The sequence below is a fragment of the Sediminicola arcticus genome, from assembly GCF_040566695.1.
Taxonomy (GTDB): Bacteria; Bacteroidota; Bacteroidia; order Flavobacteriales; family Flavobacteriaceae; genus Sediminicola; species Sediminicola arcticus.
The window spans coordinates 57,129-83,858 of record NZ_JBEXAE010000003.1; the positions used below are offsets into that span (position 1 = coordinate 57,129).

A 26,730-nucleotide genomic window follows, 5' to 3' on the forward strand; every position below is an offset into this window, starting at 1 on the left:
ATCCTTTTAAGGATGCCTTTGGTTTTACTATTTTATTGCGTATTACTTTACCAATTCATTTTGGTTCCTAAAGACCAACTCATCATCAAAGGCATCTATGAGAATAATACTATCAGCCTTTATAGTGCCACTTAGCAGTTCCTTAGAAAGCCTGTTAAGGACCTCTTTTTGTATAGTTCTCTTTATAGGTCTGGCACCGTATTGGGGGTCGTAACCTCTATTGGCGAGATAATCAATGGCATCTTCAGTGGCATCGATGGTAATGTATTGTTTTGCAACCATCTTTTTAAGACCTTCTAACTGCAGCCTTACAATCTCCGTAATATCATCCATATTCAAAGGTGTAAACATAATGATATCGTCAATTCTATTTAGGAATTCAGGACGAATTGTTTTGCGCAGTAATTCTAATACTTCTACCCTTGCTGCTTCAGTTGCACTATAAATATCCTTATTGGAATCAAACTTTTCCTGAATAATGTGGCTGCCCATATTACTGGTCATGATGATGATGGTATTTTTAAAATCGGCCACACGTCCTTTGTTATCTGTTAATCTTCCTTCATCTAAAACCTGCAAGAGGATATTAAAGGTGTCGGGATGTGCTTTTTCAATCTCATCCAATAATACTACAGAATATGGTCTGCGCCTCACCGCTTCCGTTAATTGTCCGCCTTCATCATATCCAACATATCCAGGAGGTGCTCCCACTAATCTACTTACTGAATGCCTTTCTTGATATTCACTCATATCAATTCTGGTCATCGCATTTTCGTCATCGAAGAGATAGGTAGCCAAGGTTTTTGCAAGTTCTGTTTTACCAACACCTGTAGTCCCTAGGAATAGGAAGGAACCAATAGGTTTTTTAGTGTCTTGTAATCCCGCCCTACTTCTCCTAATAGCATCTGATACTGCTTCTATAGCTTCATCTTGACCTACCACCCTTTCATGTAACACATCTTCCAATTTCAGGAGTTTTTCACGTTCACTTTGTAGCATTTTGTTCACGGGGATCCCGGTCCACTTTGCCACAATTTCCGCAATATCTTCCTTGGTGACCTCTTCTTTAATCAAAGTACCGCCTTCTTGCTGTTTTTCTAATTCTATGTGAAGAGTTTCTAACTTCTCATTAGCCTCTTTTATTTTTCCATAGCGCAATTCCGCTACTTTGCCATAATCGCCATTGCGTTCTGCGCGTTCTGCCTCCACTTTGAAGTTTTCTATTTCCTGTTTAGTTTTTTGGATATTGTCTACAACCGTTTTTTCACCTTCCCACTGGGCAAATATTTCATGGCGATCTTCTTTAAAGTTTGCTAAATCACTATTGAGCGACTTTAATTTTGCATGGTCATCTTCTCTTTTTATGGCCTCAATTTCAATTTCTAATTGCATAATCTTCCTATCCAAGACATCCAATTCTTCAGGTTTTGAATTAATTTCCATTCTGAGTTTGGAAGCAGCCTCGTCCATAAGGTCAATGGCCTTGTCGGGCAGAAACCTATTGGTAATGTAACGTTGGGATAGTTCAACAGCGGCAATGACAGCATCATCTTTTATGCGCACCTTATGATGGGCCTCATATTTATCTTTTATTCCACGTAGTATAGATATGGCACTTTCTGTATCTGGTTCATCCACCATTACTTTTTGAAATCTCCTTTCTAGAGCCTTATCCTTTTCAAAATATTTTTGATACTCATCCAAGGTAGTCGCGCCAATGGCCCGTAATTCCCCTCTTGCTAAAGCTGGTTTCAAAATATTGGCTGCGTCCATAGCGCCCTGACCGCCACCAGCCCCTACTAGGGTATGGATTTCATCTATGAATAGCACAATGTTGCCATCGGAGGAAGTAACTTCCTTGATAACTGCTTTTAAACGTTCCTCAAATTCCCCTTTGTATTTGGCCCCAGCAATCAACGCACCCATGTCCAAAGAGAAAATAATTTTATCCTTTAAATTCTCAGGAACATCTCCTTGTACAATTCTATGTGCCAAACCTTCAGCGATGGCTGTTTTACCCACTCCAGGTTCTCCAACTAGAATTGGGTTGTTCTTGGTCCTTCTAGAAAGAATTTGTAGAATTCTTCTAATCTCCTCATCACGACCTATAACGGGATCCAATTTTCCGCTATCAACTAGTTCATTCAGGTTCTTTGCATATTTATTAAGGGAGTTATATGTTTCTTCTGCACTTTGAGAAGTAACTTTGCCGCCTTTTCTTAATTCTTCAATTGCTGCAATTAGATGTTTTTCTGTTCCGCCTTGGTCTTTTAAAATTTGGGCGATCTTACTTTTTGATTTAAAAATTGCCAATAATAGATGTTCTATAGAAACGAATTCATCTTCCATCTTCTTTGCAATAACGCTAGCTTCAGTAAGGGTTTTAGCTGCTTCACGAGAAAGCATAAGGTCTCCGCCAGACACTTTCGGAAAACTTTCTAGATCTTTTTCCAATATCTGGTTGACCAATCCAATATTGACATTTAGTTTTTTTAGGATAAAAGGCAGTACATTTTCATCAACAGCAGCAATGGCCTTGAAAATATGCTCATTTTCTATTTGTTGGTGCCCATAACCTTGAGCCAACTCTTGCGCTTGCTGTATGGCTTCTTGTGATTTTGTGGTTAAATTATTTAAGTTCATATGCTTTATATTTTATAATGTTATTGTTTACTTTTGAATTTTATATTGTCAACAACCCTACCAATAGCACAGTACAGACAAAATAGCAGTAAACCTTAGAAAAAAAGCGACAATTAGTCAGGTGTAAGTTTTTAAAGCACATCCGACTTATAACTAAAATTACGGAATGGGATTATTAAATAATATTTTTGGGAATAAAAATTCAATCGATAAAAAAGTGGAAAGTGACTTGCCTTGGATTGCTTTGGTTTCTTTATCCCAATTAGAGGAGATTGAAACAAAGTCGGCAAATAGGGTACAGGTTATCTTTAAACATTCTACTACCTGTGGTATTAGCAGGATGGTGATGAATATGTTCAAAAGCTCTTACAATTATTCGGAAAATCAAATAGACTTATATTATCTAGATCTGCTCTCCTTTAGAGAAGTGTCTAACGGGGTGGCAGAAAAATTTAAAGTAATGCACCAATCTCCACAATTATTGGTAATAAGAAATGGTTCAGTGGTTGCCCATGATTCCCATGGGTCCATTAATGAAATATCTTTAGAAAAATATCTATAAAACAGAAACAGCCCACTAATGGGCTGTTTATCTATTTGTATACATTTGGTTTAATTGAATCTTTGGTTTTGCAGGATATTTTTAAGTTTTCCTTTTACATCTTCCCCTGCATCATATACCATTTGCTCATTAGATGGGAAAGGTACCGATACCACATTAATTAAATTTAATAGATCAGTTTCTAGCGCTCTTTTATCCCCTTGATAATTGGCATAAATGTGCTGGAAAATAAACTCACTAGCCAATGGATAGGTATTAATTGTTTGTTTGGTTCTTAGATCTTTAAAACTAACATTTCCTACCACTTGTGCGGCCTTAAATTGGGTGAATTGGTGAAAGTCGCAACGTACGGTTTTAAAGTTGTCTATTTTTATTTCATTTCCTAGACTGTCTTTTAGAATTTTACCATTTGCATCTTCTGCATAGCGATAGCCATCCTTGATTTGTCTTTCCTTACTGATTTGCTTTTCGCTAACCTTTTCAGGTGAAATTACTATACTCCTGAAAGCCACCTGCATTTCATAATCATAGTTGATATTTTTTCTTGGCTGTGCATGGTATTCTGTCCAAAGATTGTTTACACCATAGGTGTTAAAATTTAAAAGGTCTTCTTCTAATCTCGATGGAATAATTTGATCAGAATCGTTTATCATACTTACTTTTACGAAATCTCGGCCTTTAGCATAGGCTTCCTCTTGCTTTTCTTTGGAATCGGAATACCCTGGACTTAGCTTGTCTAGATAGGCGAAGTCTTCATATGCTTTTCTGTAATCAGCTTTACTGCTTGCATTGCTTAGGAAGTAACTGGCATTGTCATAAAGATAGTCCGATAAATCTTGTTTTACGCTTATTATTTTTTCATCGTAATTAGTAAAGCTAAATTTGGCATTCCTATTTTCATCCCTTATATAGAGTGGTAATATAGGTCTGATCCTTTCTTGTATATTTTTTAGCTGGGTGTAGGAATCGAAAATCCTTTCAAAATTAGCGGGATTATTTTCCTTTTGTAAAAAAGAAATTTCCTGTAATTCCCTTTCCGTATTTTTTTTATAAGCTTCCTCCAATAGGAGAATGTATGGCTGGTTACTTTTTTTATCCTTGTTTTCGGCAAGATTACTTAAAGAACTATTTATGGCATTGCCATAATTGCCAATGTTTAGTGCCTCCTGTGTTTTTTTTATGCCTGCGCAAGCTATAAACAGCAGTGCCAGAGAGCTTAGTAGTAGTAGTTTTTTCATAATGGTTGTTTTACGTTTGTATTATATAATTCAATAGCCGTGCCAAAAAACTATATGATTACAAAACGTAACTAGTTGCAATATCGTATACAAACAAAAAAAAAGCCCTATTTAAAGGGCTTTTGAAGATAAAATGTTTTGTTATTTTTTCTTGGATTGGAAAACCGGAAGTAATTTAGAAGCGACTTCTCCAAAGCCTATACGCACTCCACTTTTCTCGCAAAATCCTCGAATAGTTACCGTATCCAAATCTTGTATAAACTTGCGTTCAGTCCCATCTTTTAATTTTAAGGGTTTTTCTCCTCTCCAAGTCAGTTCTAGCATTGATCCGTAAGAATCTTGCGTTGGTCCTGAAATAGTACCACTACCCATCATATCACCACTGTTTACCTTGCAGCCATTCACCGTGTGATGTGCCAACTGTTGGGACATGGTCCAATACATATATTTAAAATTAGATTTTGTAACTGTTGTTGGTTCTCCTTTTTCGGGAGTAATATCAACTTCTAAATTAATATCAAAACCTTTTTTTCCAACCTGCTGTAGGTAGGGTAGTGGTTGTGGTTCTTGTTTTGGACTTTCTACTCTAAATGGCTCTAAAGCATCCATAGTAACAATCCAGGGTGAAATTGAAGAGGCAAAGTTTTTGGCTAAAAATGGACCTAATGGTACGTATTCCCATTTTTGAATGTCCCTAGCGCTCCAATCGTTAAAGAGAACCATCCCAAAAATATAATTTTCAGCTTCGTTCACGGGAATTGTCTCTCCAAGAATATTGGCGTCTGTAGTAATAAAAGCCATCTCCAGTTCAAAATCTACCAATTTAGAAGGACCATAAATGGGCTCGTCAGACCCTGCGGGTAAGGTTTGTCCCATAGGCCGGTGAATAGGTGTGCCTGATGGTACTATAGAAGAACTTCTTCCGTGATATCCCACAGGAATATGCAGCCAGTTTGGAAGCAATGCATTTTCAGGGTCTCTGAACATTTTTCCAACATTTGTAGCGTGTTCTTTACTAGAATAAAAATCTGTATAGTCACCAATCTGGACTGGAAGTTGCATTTCTATTTCGTCCATGGTGAAAAGGACTATTTTTTTGTGCTCTTCATTATTTTTCAGCTCTGAGTTATTGGCGTCAAATATTTCACTAATTCTATTTCGTACTAGTCTCCAAGTCTTCTTTCCATCAGAGATAAAATCGTTCAAGGTATCTTGCAGAAAAATATCATCTGTTAAAGGAATATCTTTAAAGTAACCCATTTGGTGCAAAGCACCTAGGTCTATGGCGTGGTCTCCAATTCTGGTACCTATGGTGATAATATCATCCCGCGTTAAAAAAACCCCAAATGGGATATTCTGTATGGGAAAATCAGAATTGTCTCTTACCGGTAACCAACTTTTTTTAGCAGGGTCGTTACTTTTTATGGGCATGTTATAATTGTTAATTTGTATTTGATAAAATTCTTATCAAATATATTATTTTCTTCCAATGTAAGGACTGCAATTCGTATTTTTACCGCTTATTTAGAAGAATATTTTTATTATGCATAGAGATAATCAAATTTTTGAATTAATAGAGGCCGAAAAGGAACGCCAATTAGAAGGTATTGAGTTAATAGCCTCTGAAAATTTTACTAGTCCCCAAGTAATGGAGGCCGCTGGTTCCGTTTTAACTAACAAATATGCTGAAGGCTATCCAGGAAAAAGATATTATGGAGGTTGTGAAATAGTTGATGAAGTAGAACAGATTGCAATAGACAGGGCTAAAGAACTTTTCGGAGCGGCGTATGCTAATGTGCAACCCCATTCTGGGTCTCAAGCGAATGCCTCTGTATATCATGCATGTTTGCAACCAGGAGATAAAATATTAGGTTTTGATCTTTCCCATGGAGGTCATTTGACACACGGTTCTCCAGTAAATTTCTCTGGTCGATTATATACCCCAGTGTTCTATGGGGTAGAGGAGGAGACCGGTGTTTTAAACTATGATAAGATCCAAGAAATTGCTACTAGGGAAAAGCCCAAGATGATCATTGCCGGTGCTTCTGCTTATTCCAGGGATATGGATTTTAAACGGTTTAGAGAAATTGCAGATAGCGTCGGGGCTCTCTTATTGGGAGATATTTCTCACCCATCAGGTCTTATTGCTAAAGGAATTTTAAATGATCCACTTCCACATTGTCATGTTGTGACAACTACCACCCATAAAACCTTGAGAGGACCGCGAGGAGGACTTATTTTAATGGGTAAAGATTTTGATAATCCTTTCGGAATAACTTTAAAAAATGGAAGTCTTCGAAAAATGTCCGCTCTTTTAGACTTAGCTGTATTTCCAGGTAATCAAGGTGGACCTTTAGAGCATATCATTGCAGCAAAGGCAATTGCATTCGGAGAGGCATTGACAGATGATTTTTTACATTATATGCTTCAGGTTAAGAAGAATGCTGCCGCCATGGCCGCTGCCTTTATAGCCAAAGATTATAAAATAATTTCTGGTGGTACGGATAACCATATGATGTTGATAGACTTGCGAAATAAGGACATCACTGGTAAAGAGGCAGAAAATGTATTGGTTAAAGCTGACATTACTGCAAATAAAAACATGGTTCCGTTTGATGATAAATCTCCGTTTATTACTTCAGGGATTCGTTTTGGTACGGCGGCTATTACCACAAGAGGCTTGAAAGAGGCAGATATGGCTACAATTGTAGATTTTATAGATAAGGTATTGACAAATAAGGAGAACGAAGCTTTAATAGAAGGGGTTCGTGATGAAGTCAATAAAATGATGAGTGGAAGAGCGTTGTTTAACGCTTAGTAAATATGGTCTTATGAGCACCAACAGCCCTATCTTTTGGTGCTCATTATGACCTTTAATGATTTAACATAAAAAGATCGCCATAAACCATTGATTTATTTTCTAAATCATATATGACGGCTTCTGCTTCAGAATCGTAATACAATCCCCAATATCCGAAATAGTCATTTGCTGAATTATTACTTCCTATTCTAATATTTTCCAAGGCGTCATTTTTTTCTAATGGATCTTCTTCAAAAACAGGTATGAAAATTTCAAAAGGAACTTCATTAAAATTTCTGGTTAACCTAAAATGACTTTCCGTAATTTCCTTCAATATATTCTCCAATTGGTTAGGTATACTCTGTGCATATATCTTTTTGATTACAATAGAGGTGTCCTTTAGTAAAATAGAGACTTCTTCAATATCAATCGAAAAGGAGTTTTTGTCTTTTATGGATTGCAATGTTTTTAAAAATGGGTTGATATTTTTTAAAATGGTTTTATCCTTTTTATCTTGCCATGTATGTGTGTTTAAAAAACACAAAACCTCACTTAAGGTCAAGTTATTTTGAAATTCTATATTTAAACAGGTTTTTTCATACGTGGAGCTATAGGCCTTAATGGCAACTTCAGAGAAAAAATATTTAGCCAAATCTTTTTCAAAGGATTCTATTCCAACAACTTGATAATTGTTATCGATTCGAGAATTTAGATTGTTTTTGACACTATTTGTGTTTAAAGGCATAATAATCTTGAGAATTGGTTAAGTATATACACGAAGTTAAATTTTAAAATTGAGTGTATACTATATAAAAACCTTAGAAAAATTATGGTTTTAGTGTCAAAGGGAAGGTCTTGTAAGTGAAATGATCATTTATTATAGGATTTTATTGCTATTTTAAATAAACCCTCTATTCCTAGCTTCTGTTATCAGCGCTTGGTCATTTTGTTTTTCCACACCAAAAATAGTTTTCAATTGGCGCTTTCTATTTTCTATTCCGGGCAGGGATAAGGAGATATAGTCGATCATATCTTTAGTTTTGGTACCTATGGAAAGATGATATAATATTTTCTTGTCATTGTCGTCCAAGGGGATGTCATTCGTCATTTTGGTCCTGATGGCTATTAAAGCCTTTTTTGTGTAATAAGGAGGTTCTTTCATGACCGTGTGTACCATGTCATAAAGGGCATTCTCGTCTATCTCGGTTTTTACCATGTACCCCTCTGGGTCAACGGACTTTAAAATACTATTGATACGATAATTATCACTAAAAGAGGATAGGAAAACAATTTTGGAATTGGGTACCACTTTTCGGGCCAGAATACCCAAATCTTCTCCAGTATGCGGTTGACTCTCATTAGCAGGCCCCAATTGAATATCGAGCATAATAATGTCATACGCAAACGATTTTGCAGAATCGACTATTTTTTGTTTTCCTAGATCGTATGTTTTAGCAGTATCTACCTGAATTTTAAAATCTTCAAACTGAATTTCCTCCAGTATGAATTTATATCCAATCATGGTCATTTCGTGATCATCTACCGCTAAAATCCGTAGTGTTTTCATTAGTACTTAGTTGTTCTAAATTTCTTTATTTGTTAAAATCTGATTTGAATTAATGGGCACTACATTAGTTTTATAAGGTATATGGATACTAAGAGTCGTTCCTTTTCCAATTTTACTGTTTATATCCACGGTACCATTCATTTTTTGTACTCTGGAGGTAATATTTTTTAATCCAATCCCTTTTTTTTCTTTTTTAACATGATATCCAATCCCATCATCTGAGACCATTACTAAAATAACCTCTTCATTTACGCCTAAGGTAACTTCAATATTCCTTGCCGAAGCATGTTTTACACAGTTTTGTATACCTTCCTGAATTATTCTATAAATGTTGATTTTTATCTCACTTTTTAGTCGATCCCACTCCATGTCGTTCTCATATTCTAAATTGCAATGCACTTTAGAACTACGCTCTATAGATTTTAAAAGGTCTTGCACAGAGTAAATAAAGTTATGAATTTTTTGATAAGAAGCTTCGTTAAGTTCATGTGAAATGGTTCTCACTTCTTCTTCCACATCCTGGAGTTTTTTAAGATATTCCGCTCTCTCTTTGGCGCTTGTTTCTCCACTCTTATTATTTAAGCCACTCAATATCAAACGTATGCCAAGCATTTGGCCTAATATGCCGTCATGTAGTTCTTCAGAAACTCTTTTCTGTTCCTCATGTTTGCCTTCTAAAAATTTTTCTTTTTGGGATAACATTAGGTTGAATATTTCCAAGTTACTTTCTTGCTGTTGCTGGTTAAATTTCAATTTTTGGTTTTTTATGCGCAAAGAAATAATACTAACGATGGCAATAGCTAGAAAAAAGAGTCCTACCGCAACTCCAAGCCAAAGTTGCTTCTGCCTTGAGAGTAATTGGTTTTGTTCTATGAATTGGTCTGTCTCGAACTCAATTCTAGCAAATTTATTTCTGATTTGCCGTTCTTCTTTTTGAAGGCTATCATTAAGTCGAATATATTCCTGAACATATTGTGAGGCATTTTTGGTGTCCAATTTGCTGATCAGCACCAAACTTTCCAATACCCTTTTGTTGTTGCTGCTTTTTTTTGCCAAGGTTTTAGATTTTCTGGCATACGCAATGGCAGAAGAAGTGTCTTTTTTATCGAGAGCATATTCGGCCAGGTAATAATTGGTAAGTGACAAGCCCACAATATTATTAATACTATCCTGTATTTCCAATGACTCTAAAAAGGTATCAGAAACACCAAAGGTGTCTTTTAGATGTAATCTGGTCCTAGCATAATTACTTAGGGCCGTGCTGAACGTTTTGGGATCTAGTTCTTTAAAATATTCAGCACCTATAACTCTTTGAAAATATGTGCTAGCGACTAAGTGGTTTTGTTGATTCAAATATGTATCGCCAATATTATTTAAGGTAATAAATTTAGCATTTTCATCATCAAATTTAGTTAGGTAATCCAAAGCTGATTTGAAATATTCCAAGGCCTTGTCATATTCCCCCAAAGAGCTGTATACAACTCCTAAATTGTTGTAGCATTTATACAGTTGATCAAATTTATCTAGTGGTTTTAGCAGTTCAATGGCCTTGAAGGTATTGATCTCGCTCCCAGTATAATCCCTAACATCTCCTTGTACTGCCGCCATATTGTAAAATAGTCTACCAGCTAGAAATTGATTGTTTAGAGAAGCATAAATTTTTTTTGCGGCTGCAAAATGATAGTAAGCACTGTCTTTTATAGTATTTTCTCTAAAAAAAGAACCCAAATCCCAATGGGTTTCTGCTAAAGTAGTAGAATCCTTGCCATCAATGGAAGCTTGTAAAGCCAAGGTATTGGTTTTTCTGAAAAGCAATGAATCCTGGAGCTCTAAAAAGGCCAATGATATTTTGGAATAGTACTTGGATTTTAATGAATCTGTATTAATTAGTGATGTATAGTTAAGAGCCTTACTTAATAATTCATGTCTAGGATCATTTGGCAACCCTTTATTTCTGCTCAGTTCAACCCATATCAAGACACTATCTCTTTGATAGGTATTTTGGGTGTCTAAACTCTTTTTACCAGCTTGATTACAAGCGCCTAAGATGAGGAAGACCGTTAAAATGCAGACTTTTTTAAATGTAGTTTTGATTGGGGTGTTATTAAAAATTACCAACCTACAAGATAAAAAAAAAGCTTTAAATATGATTATTTAAAGCTTTTTCATTTGTATACTATTATTTTAATCTCTTGTGTCCGTTTTCACCACAGAACCATCAGTTGCATTCATATCTAAGGTTTCATATAATGCTTGAGTTTCATCCATGGAAGTATCTTTTTCACATGAAAATAAACCAGTTGATAATACGACTATTGCTAAAATTCCGAATACTTTTTTCATCTTAAATATAGTTTTAGGGGTTGATTAATTATTTCTATACTGCTAAGTTATATGTAGCCTGCAGTTTTAAAAAGCAGAAGAACGGCACTTTAGTGAAATGCCTAGTTTTGAGAGTAACCGTATTAGTTCTGAGAGTATTCGTTAATTTAAGGTGCGAAAGGTGCTCTTAGTGAGCAACTTTTTTAAATCATCTATATTTTCCTTGTAGGATTTGGAAAATGGCAATTGATGGTTATCCTGCTTTAAAGAACAGATAGATTTGCCGTAGTTGATTCTAGACACATAATTAGTATTAAGAATATAGCTTTGGTGTATTCTAATAAAGTTTTTTGGAAGAGTTTCTTCAAACGTCTTCAATGTTTTAAAGGCACTGATAGTGCTGCCGTCCTTTAATATAAAATCCGTAGCATTATTGTCCGCTTTTAAATATAAGATCTCATCGGTATCCACATATCTGTAATCCTTGTATGATTTTAAACAGATTGTTTGGGAAGCCTGTTCCTTTGGCATTAGTTTTTTTAATTTCAACAGTGATTTTCTAATATCGAATTCACTGTATGGCATGAGCCAATAATCAAAAAAATTATTTTTAATAGCTTCGTAAGCGTATTGCTTTCCTCGAGATATACCTATTAAAATAGGTAATTCCTTTACATATTGGTGCAATTCCAAAACCATATGAAAATATTCGGAAGCCTTTTCATTTAAATTGATAAATACAATACTGGGATTAGATTTTAAAATGGAGTTTAACCCATCCGCACTGTTTTGTGCTATGGCATTACAAGTAAACTCTCCATACTCTTCCAAATGATGTTGTAATTGAAGATTGGAGCTTGCATCGGAATCTATAATAATATATGTGTACTCCATTGACAATATATTTGGGTACAAAGTACTATTTGTTACCGAGGGGTGGTTGTATTCTAACCATAGAATATCTATGGTTTTCCTGTCTAATATATTGTATATGAACTGTCTCTGAAAGAAAAATCCTTCTTTTTAGACGAATGACGTGTAGGGAGCCGTTCTAATTTTCTTCAATAAATTGATATGCCCCGGTATCTGGGCTATTAGTTCTGTCGAAACCTAAAATATCAATTGGAACAAGGAGTGCCTTGTTAATATCTGCTTTACCTATTCCCGAAGAGTTAACTCCTATTCTATAATCATTTTTAGAAGTATTTTTAAAATCTGAACTTTGATTTAAAATGATATTGTTGTAAATAACACCATTATTAAAATTGTAATTCGGATTTTCTTGATCAGCAGCGTTGGGATTGGAGGTTACAAGGGAGTGATTAAAATAAATAGTAAAAAGAGAATTAGGTTCAGCTATTAGCGACAACTCATTTGAAGTACTTCCTGTTATAATACAGTTTTCAAAAGAGGCTTTCTTTAAGTCTTTTGTTATAATTTCTCCTGTCTCCATGAGTTGATAATTGGATAATTGAAGCGCCACGCCCAATCTAAATCCGCTACTAAAATAGTTGGCTAGTGTACAATGGGTAAAAATATAGGATCCACCAAGATCGCATTTCAAGGAGGATTTGCCTGAATTTCCTAAAACTAAATTTTCTCCAAGTATGGTTCCATTTCTGGCCCATAAATTGGAATTGGAACTATTGTAGATCTGTGAATTTTTTATGGTTAGGGTAGGTGTGTTGCCAGTGTCGTTTCCTTCAACCAATAATCCAGTGGTAGCATTTTTAATTGTTAGATAGTTTATTTCCGCACCCTTACTTTCCGAGGTAAGCCATAAGGTTCCCCATTGTCCCGGGATATCCGTGAAAATGGGTTCCAATCTGTTCCCTTCCAAGATCACCTCATTTTCCAATAATATACCATCTTCACTAAGGTTTCCATTTATAATTAATTCGGCATCCTTTCCTATAATTATACCAGAGTCTTTGTGGAAATATACTCTAGTCCCTGCCTCCATTATTAAGGTTTTATCTGCTCCTACAAGTGCATATCCATAAATTACATATGGCTTTTCATTGATGAAGCGCAGTTGTTTCTCTGGTATAAAAAAACCTTCAATTTGAGAACTGGATCTGTTTTCCATAGGAAGTAAAAATGATTCTTTTGTGCCATTGTCAAATTTATCTGGATATAGAAAGATGGCGTCTTTGATTAGACTAACTAATTGAACCTTTTGCAAATTGGGCCCAGAATCAAATAAAATGGCATCGGTGCTTAAATATTCATTTTGCGAAGTATTTAAAATGTCCACCGTGTTTTCTATAAAAATGTAAAGACTATCCTTAGCTAAAAGCGCCACATTTATAAAAGCCTTACCCGCAACACCGTCAACATTTAGTCTGTAACTACTGTTACCCCCTTTCATTAGCGCAATACTGGGAATAGTTAAATCATTATTACTTCTATTAAAGACCTTGAGGCTGTATGTACTGCTAGATATATTGGAGAATATAGTATCCAAATATACGGTGTCTTTGGAAAATTCTAGATTGCCTGTGCTAGGGGAATAATCAAAATCTTTTCGGCAAGAGCTCCAAAGAATTGAAAGAAAAACTAATAGCAGCACAAAACGTATTTCTTTTATTTTACACATGGCTATTGGCAAGATAATTTACACAAATATATTTTGGATGTCTTCTGAAATCCTCATTGGTTTAAAGGTAATGGCATTAAGCATGCACCATTCTGTTTTAGCGTAAACTATAGGTTGTTTAGTGATGGCATGGAACATTTCAACAATCCGCGTAGAAATAGCCCCCTTGGTTTTGGCTATATGCGTTCTAATTATAATATGATCGTCTAATTTAGCGGCACTCTTGTAGGTAATATTGTGATTTAATACGACCCAGATGACTTCTTTTTTTAAAGTTTCTGGAGCCTTTTTTTGCCAATGCTCTTTGGATATATCTTGTATCCACTGCACATAGCGCACATTGTTTACATGATATAAATCATCCAAATCTCCTTGTTGTACGACTATTTCAGATTCAAAGGGAGTCATCATTACTTTTTAATAATATTAACCTCAAATAGTTTGTCCCAGTTTTTACCCGTTACAAAAAATGTTTTTCTCCCAGAGTGATAAGCAACTCCATTTAAAACATCTAAATCACTATGTTGTTTTACTTTTTCCTTTAACCCCCCCAAATTTACCACACCCTCAATGGCACCGCTTTGGGCATCAATGATCATCATGCTTTCCTTAAGATATACGTTAGCATAAATTTTACCGTTAACATACTCCAATTCATTGGTTTTATTAAAAATAGATGTATTGGTCACAGTTTCTATATAACCTTCCTCTTTCAAGGATTCTGGATTTAAATTCCAAATTTTCTCTGTTCCATCGCTCTTGAGCAATTTCTGCCCATTGTTGCATAGTCCCCAACCTTCCTTACTTTGGTCGTAATTAAAGGTGTCTATTTTCTCAAAATCACCAAGACTATAAATAAAGCCTATACCACTTTGCCATGTCAATTGATAGATTTTGTTATTTAGAATAGTGATTCCTTCACCAAAAAAAGTTTTGTCAAGATCTATTTGTTTTAAGATCTTACCCGACTTATAATCAACCTTTCGCAAGGAAGATTGTCCCCTTCTCCCCGTACTTTCGTATAAGGTGTCATTATGAAACTCCAAACCTTGAGTATACGCTTCAATATCATGAGGATATTCATTTAAAATTTCATAAGTATAGATTTCTGGAGAATTGGCTGCAAGGATTTTAATATTTTTTGAAATCTCCACCGTTTCTTCATCATACGAAACCTTGGCCATAAGTATCTTATTTCCTAGGGTGGGTATATTTAAGGTGATTTTGCCATCATTTGGAGACAATTCACGACCGTCTATGCTGTAAGATATTGATTTGATGGACTTCTGCTTGGGGTTTCTTAGATCAACACTGACTGTTTGATTTTGCTGAAATTCCACCTTATTTCCTTCTAATTGAATGTTGAATAGTTTTGAGGTCGCAGAGCTGCCTCCTCCGCAAGAAAGGAATAAAAGGGTAGACATTCCTAAAGCTATTAATTTGAAGCCTTTCATTTTATAGTTTTAAGTAGTGATAGTTAATTTGTTTTTAGGCAGGATCATAATTGTTTTGTATTCATTTGCATAATAAATGGTTCTATTACTATGCTATTCTACATTGTGATTTATGCCCAACATTCTCTAAGCCAATCATCTATAAAAGGGAGGAGAATATCAGGTTACCAAGGCAAGGTATTTAATTAAATTAAGATTGTAAAATGATTGTGAAAAAATTAAAAGATTGTATATTTGCAATTGGCAAGTCCTACACGACTAGCTCCTGTAGAATCCCCCAGGGTGGGAACGCAGCAAGGGTATGCGGTTGTAGCAGTGCGATGTAGGTAGCTTGCCTTTTTTTATACCCAATACTTTCGTTTATAGGAACACATTACTGCAGTTCCAATTATCTATTAATCTTTCTATCTCTTTTTTTATTCGTTATTTTGTATCCAATTTATGGGGATATGGAAAGTAAGGTAGTTTTGATTACGGGAGGTTCTTCCGGCATAGGAAAATCTATAGGGATATTTTTATCATCTAAGGGGTACAAGGTATTTGGAACCACCAGGAACTTGGACAATTATCCTGATTTCAATTTTTTTAGTTTGTTGGAGTTAAATGTAAGTAACCCAGAATCAATCAAAAAAGCTATTGATCATCTTCTTGAAAAGGAAGGAAGGTTGGATGTTTTGATAAATAATGCGGGCATTGGCATCACTGGTCCCATTGAAGAAACTCCAGATGAAGAAATACAGAAAGCATTCAATACTAACTTTCATGGCCCTATCCATATGATGAAAGCTGTATTACCTCAAATGCGTCAGCAAAATTCAGGACTTATCATTAACATAACCTCCATTGCTGGTTATATGGGACTCCCATATAGAGGTATTTATTCGGCTACAAAGGGAGCTTTGGAATTGGTTACGGAAGCCATGCGTATGGAAACCAAAGATTTTGGGGTGCAAATCACTAATTTGGCTCCAGGAGATTTCGCGACCAATATCGCTTCTGGACGTTATCATGCACCTATTGGCTCCAATTCTCCATACAAGGATTCTTATGGTAAGACCTTAAAAATAATAAATGATCACGTAGATGAAGGGAAGGATCCAATTTGCGTTGCAGAGGCCGTGTATGCCATTATGCAATCAAAACATCCAAGAGTACATTATAAAGTTGGGGCTTTTATGCAAAAATTCTCTCTATTCCTAAAGAAAATTTTACCTGATAAACAGTACGAGAAATTGCTTCTAAACCATTATAAATTGTAATTTTGTATTCATATGATAAGGAAGCTGTTATCAACTATCTTGTTCCCTTATTACTAACCTTTAAAACCAATTCAGAAAATGAAATTTTTCATAGACACAGCGAATCTGCAACAAATCAAAGAAGCCCAGGAACTAGGAGTTTTGGATGGGGTTACAACAAACCCTTCTCTCATGGCCAAAGAAGGCATAACAGGGAGAGATAATATATTAAAGCACTATGTTGATATTTGTAATATCGTAGAAGGCGATGTTTCAGCAGAAGTTATTGCCACCACATACGATCAAATGATCATTGAAGGTGAGGAATTGGCGGAATTGCACGAACAAATTGTAGTGAAAGTACCTATGATTAAAGATGGTATAAAAGCCATAAAATATTTTTCTGATAAAGGAATCCGTACAAACTGTACATTGGTATTTTCTGCAGGTCAAGCTTTATTGGCTGCCAAAGCAGGTGCATCTTACGTGTCGCCTTTTATAGGACGTTTGGACGATATTTCAACAGATGGTTTAAACCTAATTTCAGAGATTAGACTGATTTATGATAATTATGGATTTGATACAGAAATATTGGCAGCTTCGGTTAGACATACAATGCACATTATAGATTGTGCCAAATTGGGTGCGGACGTTATGACTGGACCACTGTCTGTGATTGAAGGACTTTTAAAACACCCATTAACGGATATAGGTCTTGCCAAATTCTTGGAAGATTATAAGAAAGGTAACTAGCATATAAATAATTGATATAAAAAAGCCCTGTAGATGTAACTACAGGGCTTTTTTATTTTAGGTGATATGATCTAATTTAGGGAATATAAGTTATCAAAAGCATTTATAATGATACCATCCTTCATGGTGATACACTTGTTTAAAGGATATATAATTAGGGCCTTTGTAAGTTGCTCAAAATTATTAGATCTAAACTGTAAGTTTTCCTGAACCCCATAATTTTCTAGAATCCCAGTCCATTGTGCCTGCTCAGTCTTATAATTAATCCCAATATAGTTAACATTCTTGTTCTTTGCTTGGAGCTCTTGAACCCTTTTGTTGATATTTTCAAATTGCCTTTTTTGAGTTCCAGTCCAAAAATATAGCACTATATCCTTGCCTTCAGTCATTGCTCTAAGTGACACCTTATCGCCCTTAGTGTTCCACAGTTCTAAATCTGGAATTTTATTACCAGGCTGTATATTCTGTATGCCACTGTAGAGGTCATTTATTTCTTCAATATGCTTGTTATTACCTGATCTTTTGTGAAAATCATCAATAAAAGAATTATTGTTTTCTTCGTTATCATGCACTTTTAGCAAATAGTCCATAGCCACATTTCTAAACAGGTTATCACGTAAGCTATTCTCTTTTACTAGGCTGTCTATGAGTTTTAGCTTGTGTTGGTTATAATGTAACTGGCTCTTTATCTTTCCTTCACCAGATTTACATTCATCTGCACAATTCATATAGGACATATTCCCTATAATATATGTCATATAGTTGTAGTAGGGCCTAAAATAAGTGAGGTTGGTATTGTTATAATCAATACTCTTTCTATATCCATAAAAATTACTGGAGAGTTCGTGAATGGATTTTTCTCCTAGTTTTCTTCTGTGTTTAAAGGGATATTTTTCAAAGTAGGAGTAATAGGTATAGTCGATATTGGCTTTTGCTATTTCCAATGCTTTTTCTGACAAGGGTAAATCTTTCTCTAACTCTTTTAATAATTGAAATTTGGATTGTCTTAAAGAATCTATTTTTTTACTGAAGGCCTCTGGTTCCAACTCATAAAAATTATTGATTAGAGGTTCTTCCTCTTCATATGTAAGAAACATTTCCAAGAGGAAGTTGTTGATTCCTTCACCTGTTCCCGAAAAAACCAAAGATTCGTCAAAATCAGAAGTATTTAGGCGTATCGTTAGGCTATCGCCTTTTTCCAAATAGATATACTGTAACTCGGGATGATGGTCAAAATGGTACAGTCCTTCATGTAAAGAATCCAATTTCAAGGAAAACCTATTATTTTCATCCAACTTTGCAGAGTCTATAATAACTTCATCTTTATAAAGTACAATGTATTCATTGGTTGGGTTAACGATCTCGCCGGAAAAGAATGCCGACTGAGCGCTTTTTTTGTCTACTTGACAACCAACCATTATTAATGCAAATAAATAATAAGTAATTTTTCCCATATAGGCATAGAATCCTTAATCCCACCAAATCTACTAAAGAGCTCGGGCATATGTTGTTAATTGCAAGTTAAAAATTAAACCTTAGACTTTTAAAGGGAATAAGGAAGTGTAAGTTCTTGGAATACCTCTTTTATTTTCACTATTTTTGCACGAATTTAAAAATAGGGAATATGCTATCTGTATCCAATTTATCGGTGCAATTTGGGAAAAGAGTGCTTTTTGATGATGTAAATGTAAGTTTCACCCAAGGAAACTGTTATGGTGTCATTGGCGCAAATGGTGCAGGGAAATCAACGTTCCTTAGAATACTTTCTGGTCAAATTGATCCAACATCAGGTCGTGTACATCTAGAACCTGGGAAAAGGATGTCCATCTTGGAGCAGGAGCATAACGCTTTTGATGCCCTTCCGGTTTTGGAGACAGTAGTAATGGGAAATAAGCCACTGGCTACCATTAAAAAGGAAATGGATGCGCTGTATGCAGATTATGATGATAAGAACGCAGATAGAATAGGGGAGCTACAAGTGCAGTTTGAAGAGATGAACGGATGGAACGCGGAAAGTGATGCCGCTGCCTTGTTATCCAATTTGGGAATTAAAGAAGATCTTCATTACACACTTATGGCCGACATGGATTCTAAACTAAAAGTCAGGGTTTTATTGGCTCAAGCCTTGTTTGGCAATCCGGATGTATTGATTATGGATGAGCCTACCAACGACCTGGATTACGAAACAATAAGTTGGTTGGAAAATTTCTTGGCAGATTATGAAAACACTGTAATTGTGGTTTCTCATGACCGTCACTTTTTGGATGCTGTTTGTACAAGTATTGCCGATATAGATTTTGGAAAATTAAATCTTTATTCTGGTAATTACACATTCTGGTATGAGAGTAGTCAACTTGCAGCAAGACAAAGATCCCAACAGAATAAAAAAGCAGAAGAAAAAGCAAAGGAGCTTCAGGAATTCATTATGCGTTTTAGTGCTAACGTAGCTAAAAGTAAGCAAGCGACTTCTAGGAAAAAAATGCTCGCTAAGTTGAAGATTGATGACATAAAACCTTCAAGTAGGAGGTATCCAGCCATCATTTTTGATCGCGAGCGAGAAGCTGGAGATCAAATTTTAAACATTGAGAAATTAGGAGCTACTTCTGACGATGGTGATATTCTTTTTAAAGATGCTAACCTTAATTTGGCCAAAGGTGACAAAGTCGCAGTAATTTCAAGGGATTCCAGAGCAACAAGCGCTTTTTATCAAATTTTATACAACAATAAAAAAGCAGATAGTGGAACATTTCAATGGGGTGTTACTACCAATCAGTCTTACCTTCCTGCAGATAATTCAGAATTCTTTACAGACAATATTAATCTCGTGGATTGGTTACGCCAGTATGTAAAAACTGAGGAAGAAAGAGAAGAAGTCTATATTAGAGGTTTTCTTGGTAAAATGCTCTTCAGTGGGGAAGAAGCTTTGAAAAAATGCACTGTTTTATCTGGAGGTGAAAAAGTAAGATGTATGTTGAGTAGGATGATGATGATAAGAGCTAACGTTCTCATGTTGGATGAGCCTACGAATCACTTAGATCTAGAGAGTATTACCGCATTTAATAATTCGTTGAAGAATTTCAAAGGTACAGTTTTATTGACCACACATGATCACGAGTTTGCAGAAACTGTGGCTAATAGAATTGTGGAATTGACTCCAAATGGAATTATTGATAGGTATTTATCATTTGATGAATATATGTCAGACAAGTCCATTAAAGAACAAAGAGATAAAATGTACGCTGTTACTATTTAGCTTCCTTTTTGAAGTATAGTACGCTCAACACAACATAATAAAAGCCCCTAATCTTAGGGGCTTTTATAGTGTATGGATTTTAGTACGGTATCAGGTATTAAAATATTTGCTGTTCCAAATTCCAGGATTAAAATTTTTACCTAAGGCGAATCCGTAAAATAAAATCACTGAAGCAGAACATTTGAACATAAAGAAGAATATTATCCAAAATTCAGTACTTGTATTGTTTTTAGAAAATAGGCCTGATGGGACAAGTAAGGTTAAAAGGTAACTACCTAATAACACTACAATTGCTAGGTTTACAATACTTTTAAAGGGCCAAGCAAATATTCTTCGCAAAGGGTGAAGATCATTACCCCACTTGTGGACTAAATAATAATAGTCATTTCCGATGGGAGCAAATAATAATGGATCGTCCTTGTCCTTTAGCTTGAATAATTTTGAGGGGGCCACTATTTTAAATCCTTTGAGTTCAAGATCATGATTCTTTTCTAAATTCTTAATTTTAGATATGGCTTCAGAGGGTATATCCCCTTTGAAATATTTAGAATCTAAAAAACGTAACCTATAGTCTATACATATTTGCTTTATTTGATCTATGTGATAGATGTTTTTCGTTTCCAATAGATCAAAATCGAACGCGTTTTCAATAGTGCCTTTTCTGCCACCAAGATTCTTTTCAATTCTAATATCGGAATTTGTTGAATCATTTAAAATTTCATATACCTCTTTAATTATTTTCTGAGGGTCAGCTTTCCTCTCCCTTACTCTAAGAAGTTTTTCTTCGATATTGGTTTTCTTTATCATTTTCTTTTTTTTTAGCAACTTTATCAAAGTTAGGGAATTAGAGTTTTTGAATACATCACAACTATCTTAAATTAAATGTTAAAATAGTGTTAAATAAGATAAGCTTAATCTAGTAACGGAAATGGGATGGGGAATAATTGTATATTGTCGATCTTTTAACGCACTTTATCGATAAAAGAAGTAGTTAACTGAACACTAAATATGAAATTTACTGCTACTATTTTTATTTTATGGCTATGTTGTTTTTCCTCTTTTGCTCAAAACAGTACTAAGAATTTGAAATATGGCCTTTTTTCTATGGATCCCAACAAATCCATTGTACAAAACACTGAAGATTCTGGTAATCATAAGGTGCTATTGGCAGCAATGAAGGCAACGGACATGGCAGACATTTTGGACAAGGATGGTCCTTTTACTGTTTTTGCCCCTTCCGATCTGGCTTTTGATAAATTTACCTCTTCTGAGATTTCAGTATTGCTGATGCCAGAAAATAAAAATAAGCTAAGGTCTCTTTTAACGTACCACATAGTTGCAGGCAACTTTACGGCTGCTAAATTACTACAAGCCATGTCTAGAGGAAAGGGTTCAACTACCTTAACAACGGTGCAGGGTAATAAGATCACTGCTACTATGAGTGGGATTGAAATAGTCCTTACCGATAGTTTCGGAAATACTGCTCGCATAACTACCGCAGATGCAAGTCAATGTAACGGTGTAATTCATGTAATAGACAGCGTAATTTTACCCCAAAAATATAATCTTCTATAAATGGGTAGGTTTAGCGTCCTATCACTATTTCCTTTTTTAATTTTCTAATTATCTACCTATTTTTTAAAACCTTATCGATCTTATTTCCGTAAGTGCTGTTGAACTTAAAAATAAGTAGTATAAAAATTTCAAAAATTAAAAATTCTGTATTTGGTATTTTAATGGTTATGATTGCTATACCAGCAATGGCACAACAAACAAAAATGGTCGGTAGGGCTGAAATGTTCCAAACGAAAAATATTATTGAGAATGCGACAAATTCAATGGATCATACCACTTTGGTAGCAGCTGTTAAAGCTGCAGACATTGTTACGACCTTGCAATCAAAAGGGCCATTCACCGTTTTTGCACCTGTAAATGCTGCATTTGATAAATTACCAATGGGAACAGTAGACAATTTGTTGATGATGGAGAACAAAACTGCCCTTCAAGGTGTATTAACGTACCACGTAATAGCTGGTAAATTGAGCGCCAAGGACATTTTGAAATCTATTAAAATGGGAAAGGTAAGGCTACCTTTATGACGGTTAACGGACAAAAGATCTATGCCACTAAAAAAGGGAAAGATGTTTTTATTTCTGATACCAAAGGGTCAATGGCTAAAGTAACTATTGCAGATGTAAACCAATCTAATGGTGTAATCCATGTGATTGATACTGTATAGCTTCCTTCTTCGAAAATGTAATAGATAAAAGACCATTTTAAAAAAGGCTGGAAGTAATTTCAGCCTTTTTTAATTATCTCAATTCAGCTCCTAAAAGTTTTTCATAACTGGTTTGAAGCTTGGACATTATTTTGTCTATCTGCTTATCTGTAAGAGTGTTTTTGGTATCCTGTATAGTGAAGGAAACAGCGTACGACTTTTTACCTTCAGGTAGGTTCTTTCCGGTATAGACATCAAACAGATTTATGTTTTTGAGTAGTTTTTTTTCCGTTTCAAAGGCTATGTCGTGTACTTCCTTAAATGTTACCCCATTGTCTAATAATAGGGCGAAGTCCCTTTTCACTTCTGGATATTTTGGAATATCCTTAAATACAATACTTTTTCTAGATACTAAGTTTAAAATAGCAGACCATTCAAAATCAGCATAAAGGACCTCTTGCTTTATATCGAAATATTTGGTTATAGACTTTTTTACAACACCAAAATCTACAAGTTTATTTTCTTGTACGTTTAATGTAAGGCCTTCTGAAAACACGTCACTTTGTGTTGGTAAGGAACTAGTATCTGATATACCTAGACGAAGTAGAATGTTTTCCACCAAGGCTTTCAAAAAATAAAAGTCTGTTTGCTGCGTGGGTAGACTCCAGCTGCCATCTGTCTTATTACCAGTTATCAGCAAACTCAGGTGTTTGTTTTCTATTCTTTCCGTTGGCTTTTGATGGTAAGTCTTACCAAATTCAAAAAATTTGATGTGTTGTTTTTTTCTATTACTGTTATAGGAGATGGCTTCCAATCCTGGAAATAACATAGATTGCCTCATTATAGATAGGTCCGTACTGAGTGGGTTCATGATCTTCACCGCTTCCCCTTCTATGGTATCAGAAGATAAAGCAATATAGTCTGGTGTGGTTAGGCTATTGGCCAATATTTCATAGAAACCTTGGGAAGATAATTGATCTCCAATTAAGTTCTGTAGTTTGTAGTCTTCAAACTTAGAGGTAGAAGCTATTGAAGCTGTCAATTTCTCCTTTGAATTGATGTTGTTATAACCAAATACACGTAATATTTCTTCTATAACATCGACTTCTCTCTGCACATCCACTCTGTAGAATGGTATTGCAAGTCCCATTCCTGATTCTGATACATTTTTTACTTTAATGTCCAAGGATGCCATAATAGACTTTATGGTGTCTTCTGGAATTTCCTGTCCGATAAGCTTATTAATTTTATCATAGGTTAAAAACACCTGATAATCGTCTTTCTTTTTGGGATAGAAATCGGCCACATCAGAAGTAATATCACCTCCAGCGATTTCCTTGATCAACAAGGCGGCGCGCATTAGGCTGTATTCCACATTGTTGATGTCTACACCCCTCTCAAACCTAAAAGAGGCGTCTGTATTTAAAGCATGTCTTTTTGCCGTTTTTCTTACTGAAACAGGATTGAAATAAGCACTTTCCAAGAAGATGGAAGTAGTATGTTCTGTTACTCCTGAGTTTTCTCCTCCAAAAACACCCGCGATACACAATGGCTTATCAGCATCACAGATCATTAAGTCTTCTTCGTGCAGCTCTCTTTCTATTCCATCCAAAGTGGTGAACTTAGATCCTTTTGGTAGTGTCTTTACTATTATTTTATGTCCTTTTATTTTTGCTGCATCAAAGGCATGTAAGGGCTGACCCAATTCGTGCAAAACATAGTTGGTTGCATCCACTACGTTATTTTTTGGGGTAATTCCGATAGCTTTAAGCCTGTTTTTTAGCCAATCAGGAGAAGGTTGTACTATTAGGTTGCTTATGGTTAATCCACAATATCTCGGTGCAAGTTCACTTTGCTCCACAGCAACATCTATCTTAAGGGACCTATTTTCTACAATGAAATTACTTATGGAAGGGGTTATCAATTCTTTTTGAATATTTATTTGCTGTAGTCCAGCCTTGAGATCTCTTGCTACCCCAAAATGACTCATGGCATCAGCGCGATTTGGAGTAAGTCCAATCTCGAATACCTCATCACGTTCTATTTTAAATACCTTGGAACAAAGAGTTCCGGGAACTAGACTTTTGTCTAAAACCATAATACCATCGTGGCCTTTGCCCAACCCAATCTCATCTTCGGCACAGATCATACCTAGGCTTTCCTCTCCTCTAATTTTCCCTTTTTTAATAGTCCAGGCCTCACCTTCTTTGGTATATAGCGTGGTTCCAATAGTAGCTACAGGGACTTTTTGACCCTCAGCAACATTGGGTGCACCACAAATAATTTGTAGAGGTGTTCCAGTTCCTATGTCCACAGTGGTCAATTTTAACTTGTCTGCGTTGGGATGTTTTATACAGGTCAAAACCTCCCCAACTACAATGCCATTAAGACCACCTTTGACCGATTCAAATGCAGTTATGCCTTCTACTTCCAATCCTAAATCGGTTAAAAGTTCTCCTGTCTTTTGGGAATCCCAATCAATTTTAATGAACTGTTTTAACCAGTTGTAAGATATTTTCATTGATACTTTATTTTATAAGTTATTCAATTGAACCGCCATTTTCCTATTCACTTTATTAAAAAAGGATTCTAATATCAGTTCTTGAATAACTTTATCTATGTTCTTTTGATTATTGCCTTCCTGGAATTTCCATCATTCAAAAATCCATTGCAGACAGTATATTTAAGTGCCCAAAGATAAAACAATGCCAGAAGACATTCAACAGGTATTCAAGTGAAATGCTTTTATTTTTTATTGTAAGTATATTTGCTGAATTTCGACATTGAAACGATAGCTTATACTTATGAAAAAAATCGCATTATTAATCGCATTATTTTTAATTATTACCTCCTGTAAAAATTTGGAATCTCCTTCTCTAAAAGAGGGTATTTGGTTGGGTGAAATAAAATTGATGGACAATCAAACGCTTCCTTTTAATTTCAAAATAAGTAAGTCAGCCCAAGGTGATTATATTATGGAATCGTTTAATGCTGAAGAAGTTTTATTTATAGATGAAATTACTACTAATAATGATTCTATCATGATAAAAATGCCTGCTTTCGAAGGCTATATCTATGGGGTATTTTCAGAGTCTGAGATTATTGGAGATTTTATACAAGAAAGTATGGATCGTAGTGTCTCCTTTAAGGCAACCTATGGTATTGAGAAGCGATTTGACGTAAAAGTGTCTCCTGAACTAAATGTAAGTGGTGTTTGGGAATCGGAATTTAGTCCAAATACTACCGATAGTTATATGGGTAAAGGTGTGTTCACTCAAACAGGAGAGGATAGGGTAGTAGGTACATTTAGGACCACCACGGGTGATTATCGTTTTTTGGAGGGGGTTATGGATGGGGACTCTCTTAAATTATCAACTTTTGATGGGGCCCACGTTTTTTTATTTATGGCTAAGGTTACAGATAGCACATTAAATGGCACCTTCTATTCTGGGAACCATTTTAAAGAACCGTTCGTCGCAAAAAGGAATGCAACATATGAATTGCCAGATGAGGATTCTTTGACATTTATTAAGGAAGGATATGAAAAACTTTCTTTCTCCTTTGCAGATTCCAAAGGAAACATGGTTTCATTAGAAGATGAATTGTTTAAGGATAAGGTGGTCATTGTTCAAATTATGGGGACTTGGTGCCCTAATTGTTTGGACGAAACCAAATATTTGGTGAATTTTTTAAAGGAACAAAGAAATGAGGACTTGGAAATAGTGGCATTATCTTTTGAATACGCAAAAACGGAAGAAGCTGCTTTTAAGGCAATTAATAGGTTAAAGGAGCGTATAGGAATATCTTACCCCGTACTTCTGGCACAATACGGTTCATCAGACAAGGATTTGGCTCAGGAAAAACTTCCAATGCTAAACCATATTCTTTCATATCCTACGACTATCTTTTTAGATAAAACAGGAGCGGTTAGAAAGATCAGTACAGGTTTCAATGGCCCTGCAACGGGAGAAAAATATGATCAATTTGATGCCGATTTTCGGGTATTTATTGGAGGACTTTTAAAAGAATAACAAAAAGCCTTTTCAAAACTGAAAAGGCTTTTTGTTATTTTGGAATTAGATA

At 35.3% G+C, this 26,730-nt stretch carries 21 protein-coding genes, 1 other RNA gene and 1 pseudogene; 9 read left to right on the plus strand and 14 right to left on the minus strand.

Features of this window, described 5'->3' with window-relative positions:
- Positions 1-42 precede the first annotated feature (42 nt).
- On the minus strand, positions 43-2,643 hold the full coding sequence (clpB, locus tag ABXZ36_RS06925; RefSeq protein WP_354614779.1) for an ATP-dependent chaperone ClpB: 2,601 nt from the start codon (positions 2,641-2,643) through the stop codon (positions 43-45).
- A gap of 166 nt (positions 2,644-2,809) precedes the next feature.
- Between clpB and ytxJ the strand changes: the two genes are divergently transcribed.
- Complete coding sequence (gene ytxJ / locus ABXZ36_RS06930; protein ID WP_354614780.1) at positions 2,810-3,205, plus strand: bacillithiol system redox-active protein YtxJ; 396 nt, start codon at positions 2,810-2,812, stop codon at positions 3,203-3,205.
- Between the two features lie 50 nt (positions 3,206-3,255).
- On the opposite strand, the gene ABXZ36_RS06935 is transcribed toward ytxJ, so the two are convergent.
- Positions 3,256-4,443, minus strand: coding sequence for a hypothetical protein (locus ABXZ36_RS06935; protein WP_354614781.1), 1,188 nt, complete (start codon positions 4,441-4,443; stop codon positions 3,256-3,258).
- 141 nt (positions 4,444-4,584) lie between these two features.
- Positions 4,585-5,874: a fumarylacetoacetase gene (gene fahA, locus ABXZ36_RS06940; RefSeq protein ID WP_354614782.1), complete on the minus strand. Its 1,290-nt coding sequence runs from the start codon at positions 5,872-5,874 to the stop codon at positions 4,585-4,587.
- Between the two features lie 112 nt (positions 5,875-5,986).
- Between fahA and glyA the strand changes: the two genes are divergently transcribed.
- Positions 5,987-7,261: a serine hydroxymethyltransferase gene (gene glyA / locus ABXZ36_RS06945; protein ID WP_354614783.1), complete on the plus strand. Its 1,275-nt coding sequence runs from the start codon at positions 5,987-5,989 to the stop codon at positions 7,259-7,261.
- Positions 7,262-7,316: 55 nt separating this feature from the next.
- On the opposite strand, the gene ABXZ36_RS06950 is transcribed toward glyA, so the two are convergent.
- From ABXZ36_RS06950 to ABXZ36_RS06985, 8 genes are all read right to left on the minus strand, one after another.
- Positions 7,317-7,988 (minus strand): hypothetical protein, encoded by a 672-nt coding sequence (locus tag ABXZ36_RS06950; protein WP_354614784.1) that lies wholly within the window; start codon positions 7,986-7,988, stop codon positions 7,317-7,319.
- Between the two features lie 153 nt (positions 7,989-8,141).
- Positions 8,142-8,810 (minus strand): response regulator, encoded by a 669-nt coding sequence (locus ABXZ36_RS06955; protein WP_354614785.1) that lies wholly within the window; start codon positions 8,808-8,810, stop codon positions 8,142-8,144.
- A 15-nt stretch (positions 8,811-8,825) separates the two neighbouring features.
- Positions 8,826-10,928: a tetratricopeptide repeat-containing sensor histidine kinase gene (locus ABXZ36_RS06960; protein WP_354614786.1), complete on the minus strand. Its 2,103-nt coding sequence runs from the start codon at positions 10,926-10,928 to the stop codon at positions 8,826-8,828.
- A gap of 66 nt (positions 10,929-10,994) precedes the next feature.
- Positions 10,995-11,153, minus strand: a complete 159-nt coding sequence (locus ABXZ36_RS06965; protein ID WP_354614787.1) for a hypothetical protein — start codon at positions 11,151-11,153, stop codon at positions 10,995-10,997.
- Positions 11,154-11,294: 141 nt separating this feature from the next.
- Positions 11,295-12,026 carry a LytR/AlgR family response regulator transcription factor gene (locus tag ABXZ36_RS06970; protein ID WP_354614788.1) on the minus strand — a complete coding sequence of 244 codons (732 nt, stop codon included), beginning with the start codon at positions 12,024-12,026 and terminating at the stop codon, positions 11,295-11,297.
- A 157-nt stretch (positions 12,027-12,183) separates the two neighbouring features.
- Entirely contained in the window at positions 12,184-13,731 is a 1,548-nt protein-coding gene (locus ABXZ36_RS06975) for a hypothetical protein (protein WP_354614789.1), read from the minus strand.
- An 18-nt stretch (positions 13,732-13,749) separates the two neighbouring features.
- Positions 13,750-14,142, minus strand: a complete 393-nt coding sequence (locus ABXZ36_RS06980; protein WP_354614790.1) for an acyl-CoA thioesterase — start codon at positions 14,140-14,142, stop codon at positions 13,750-13,752.
- Positions 14,142-15,185 carry a glutaminyl-peptide cyclotransferase gene (locus ABXZ36_RS06985; RefSeq protein ID WP_354614791.1) on the minus strand — a complete coding sequence of 348 codons (1,044 nt, stop codon included), beginning with the start codon at positions 15,183-15,185 and terminating at the stop codon, positions 14,142-14,144. Before ABXZ36_RS06985 ends, ABXZ36_RS06980 begins: the two co-directional genes overlap by 1 nt.
- 241 nt (positions 15,186-15,426) lie before the next feature.
- Between ABXZ36_RS06985 and ffs the strand changes: the two genes are divergently transcribed.
- From ffs to fsa, 3 genes are all read left to right on the plus strand, one after another.
- An RNA gene (gene ffs / locus ABXZ36_RS06990) (signal recognition particle sRNA small type) lies at positions 15,427-15,525 on the plus strand.
- Positions 15,526-15,634: 109 nt separating this feature from the next.
- The gene (locus ABXZ36_RS06995) at positions 15,635-16,444 is read left to right on the plus strand and encodes an SDR family oxidoreductase (RefSeq protein WP_354614792.1); all 810 of its coding nucleotides are present in this window, start codon (positions 15,635-15,637) and stop codon (positions 16,442-16,444) included.
- A 78-nt stretch (positions 16,445-16,522) separates the two neighbouring features.
- Positions 16,523-17,176 carry a fructose-6-phosphate aldolase gene (gene fsa, locus ABXZ36_RS07000; protein ID WP_354614793.1) on the plus strand — a complete coding sequence of 218 codons (654 nt, stop codon included), beginning with the start codon at positions 16,523-16,525 and terminating at the stop codon, positions 17,174-17,176.
- Between the two features lie 71 nt (positions 17,177-17,247).
- Here fsa and ABXZ36_RS07005 read toward each other — a convergent pair whose 3' ends face one another.
- A complete protein-coding gene (locus ABXZ36_RS07005; protein WP_354614794.1) occupies positions 17,248-18,630 on the minus strand; it encodes a TlpA family protein disulfide reductase in 1,383 nt (460 codons plus the stop codon).
- Between the two features lie 170 nt (positions 18,631-18,800).
- Here ABXZ36_RS07005 and ABXZ36_RS07010 point away from each other — a divergent pair, with 170 nt between their 5' ends.
- Positions 18,801-20,429: an ABC-F family ATP-binding cassette domain-containing protein gene (locus ABXZ36_RS07010; protein WP_354614795.1), complete on the plus strand. Its 1,629-nt coding sequence runs from the start codon at positions 18,801-18,803 to the stop codon at positions 20,427-20,429.
- 90 nt (positions 20,430-20,519) lie between these two features.
- Here ABXZ36_RS07010 and ABXZ36_RS07015 read toward each other — a convergent pair whose 3' ends face one another.
- Positions 20,520-21,236, minus strand: coding sequence for a hypothetical protein (locus ABXZ36_RS07015; RefSeq protein WP_354614796.1), 717 nt, complete (start codon positions 21,234-21,236; stop codon positions 20,520-20,522).
- 201 nt (positions 21,237-21,437) lie between these two features.
- Here ABXZ36_RS07015 and ABXZ36_RS07020 point away from each other — a divergent pair, with 201 nt between their 5' ends.
- Positions 21,438-22,004 (plus strand): fasciclin domain-containing protein, encoded by a 567-nt coding sequence (locus tag ABXZ36_RS07020; protein WP_354614797.1) that lies wholly within the window; start codon positions 21,438-21,440, stop codon positions 22,002-22,004.
- Positions 22,005-22,165: 161 nt separating this feature from the next.
- Positions 22,166-22,668: pseudogene (locus ABXZ36_RS07025) on the plus strand (fasciclin domain-containing protein).
- A 73-nt stretch (positions 22,669-22,741) separates the two neighbouring features.
- Here the strand turns inward: ABXZ36_RS07025 and pheT are convergent.
- Positions 22,742-25,168 carry a phenylalanine--tRNA ligase subunit beta gene (pheT, locus tag ABXZ36_RS07030; protein WP_354614798.1) on the minus strand — a complete coding sequence of 809 codons (2,427 nt, stop codon included), beginning with the start codon at positions 25,166-25,168 and terminating at the stop codon, positions 22,742-22,744.
- Between the two features lie 283 nt (positions 25,169-25,451).
- Between pheT and ABXZ36_RS07035 the strand changes: the two genes are divergently transcribed.
- Positions 25,452-26,678, plus strand: coding sequence for a TlpA disulfide reductase family protein (locus ABXZ36_RS07035; protein ID WP_354614799.1), 1,227 nt, complete (start codon positions 25,452-25,454; stop codon positions 26,676-26,678).
- Positions 26,679-26,730: the final 52 nt, after the last annotated feature.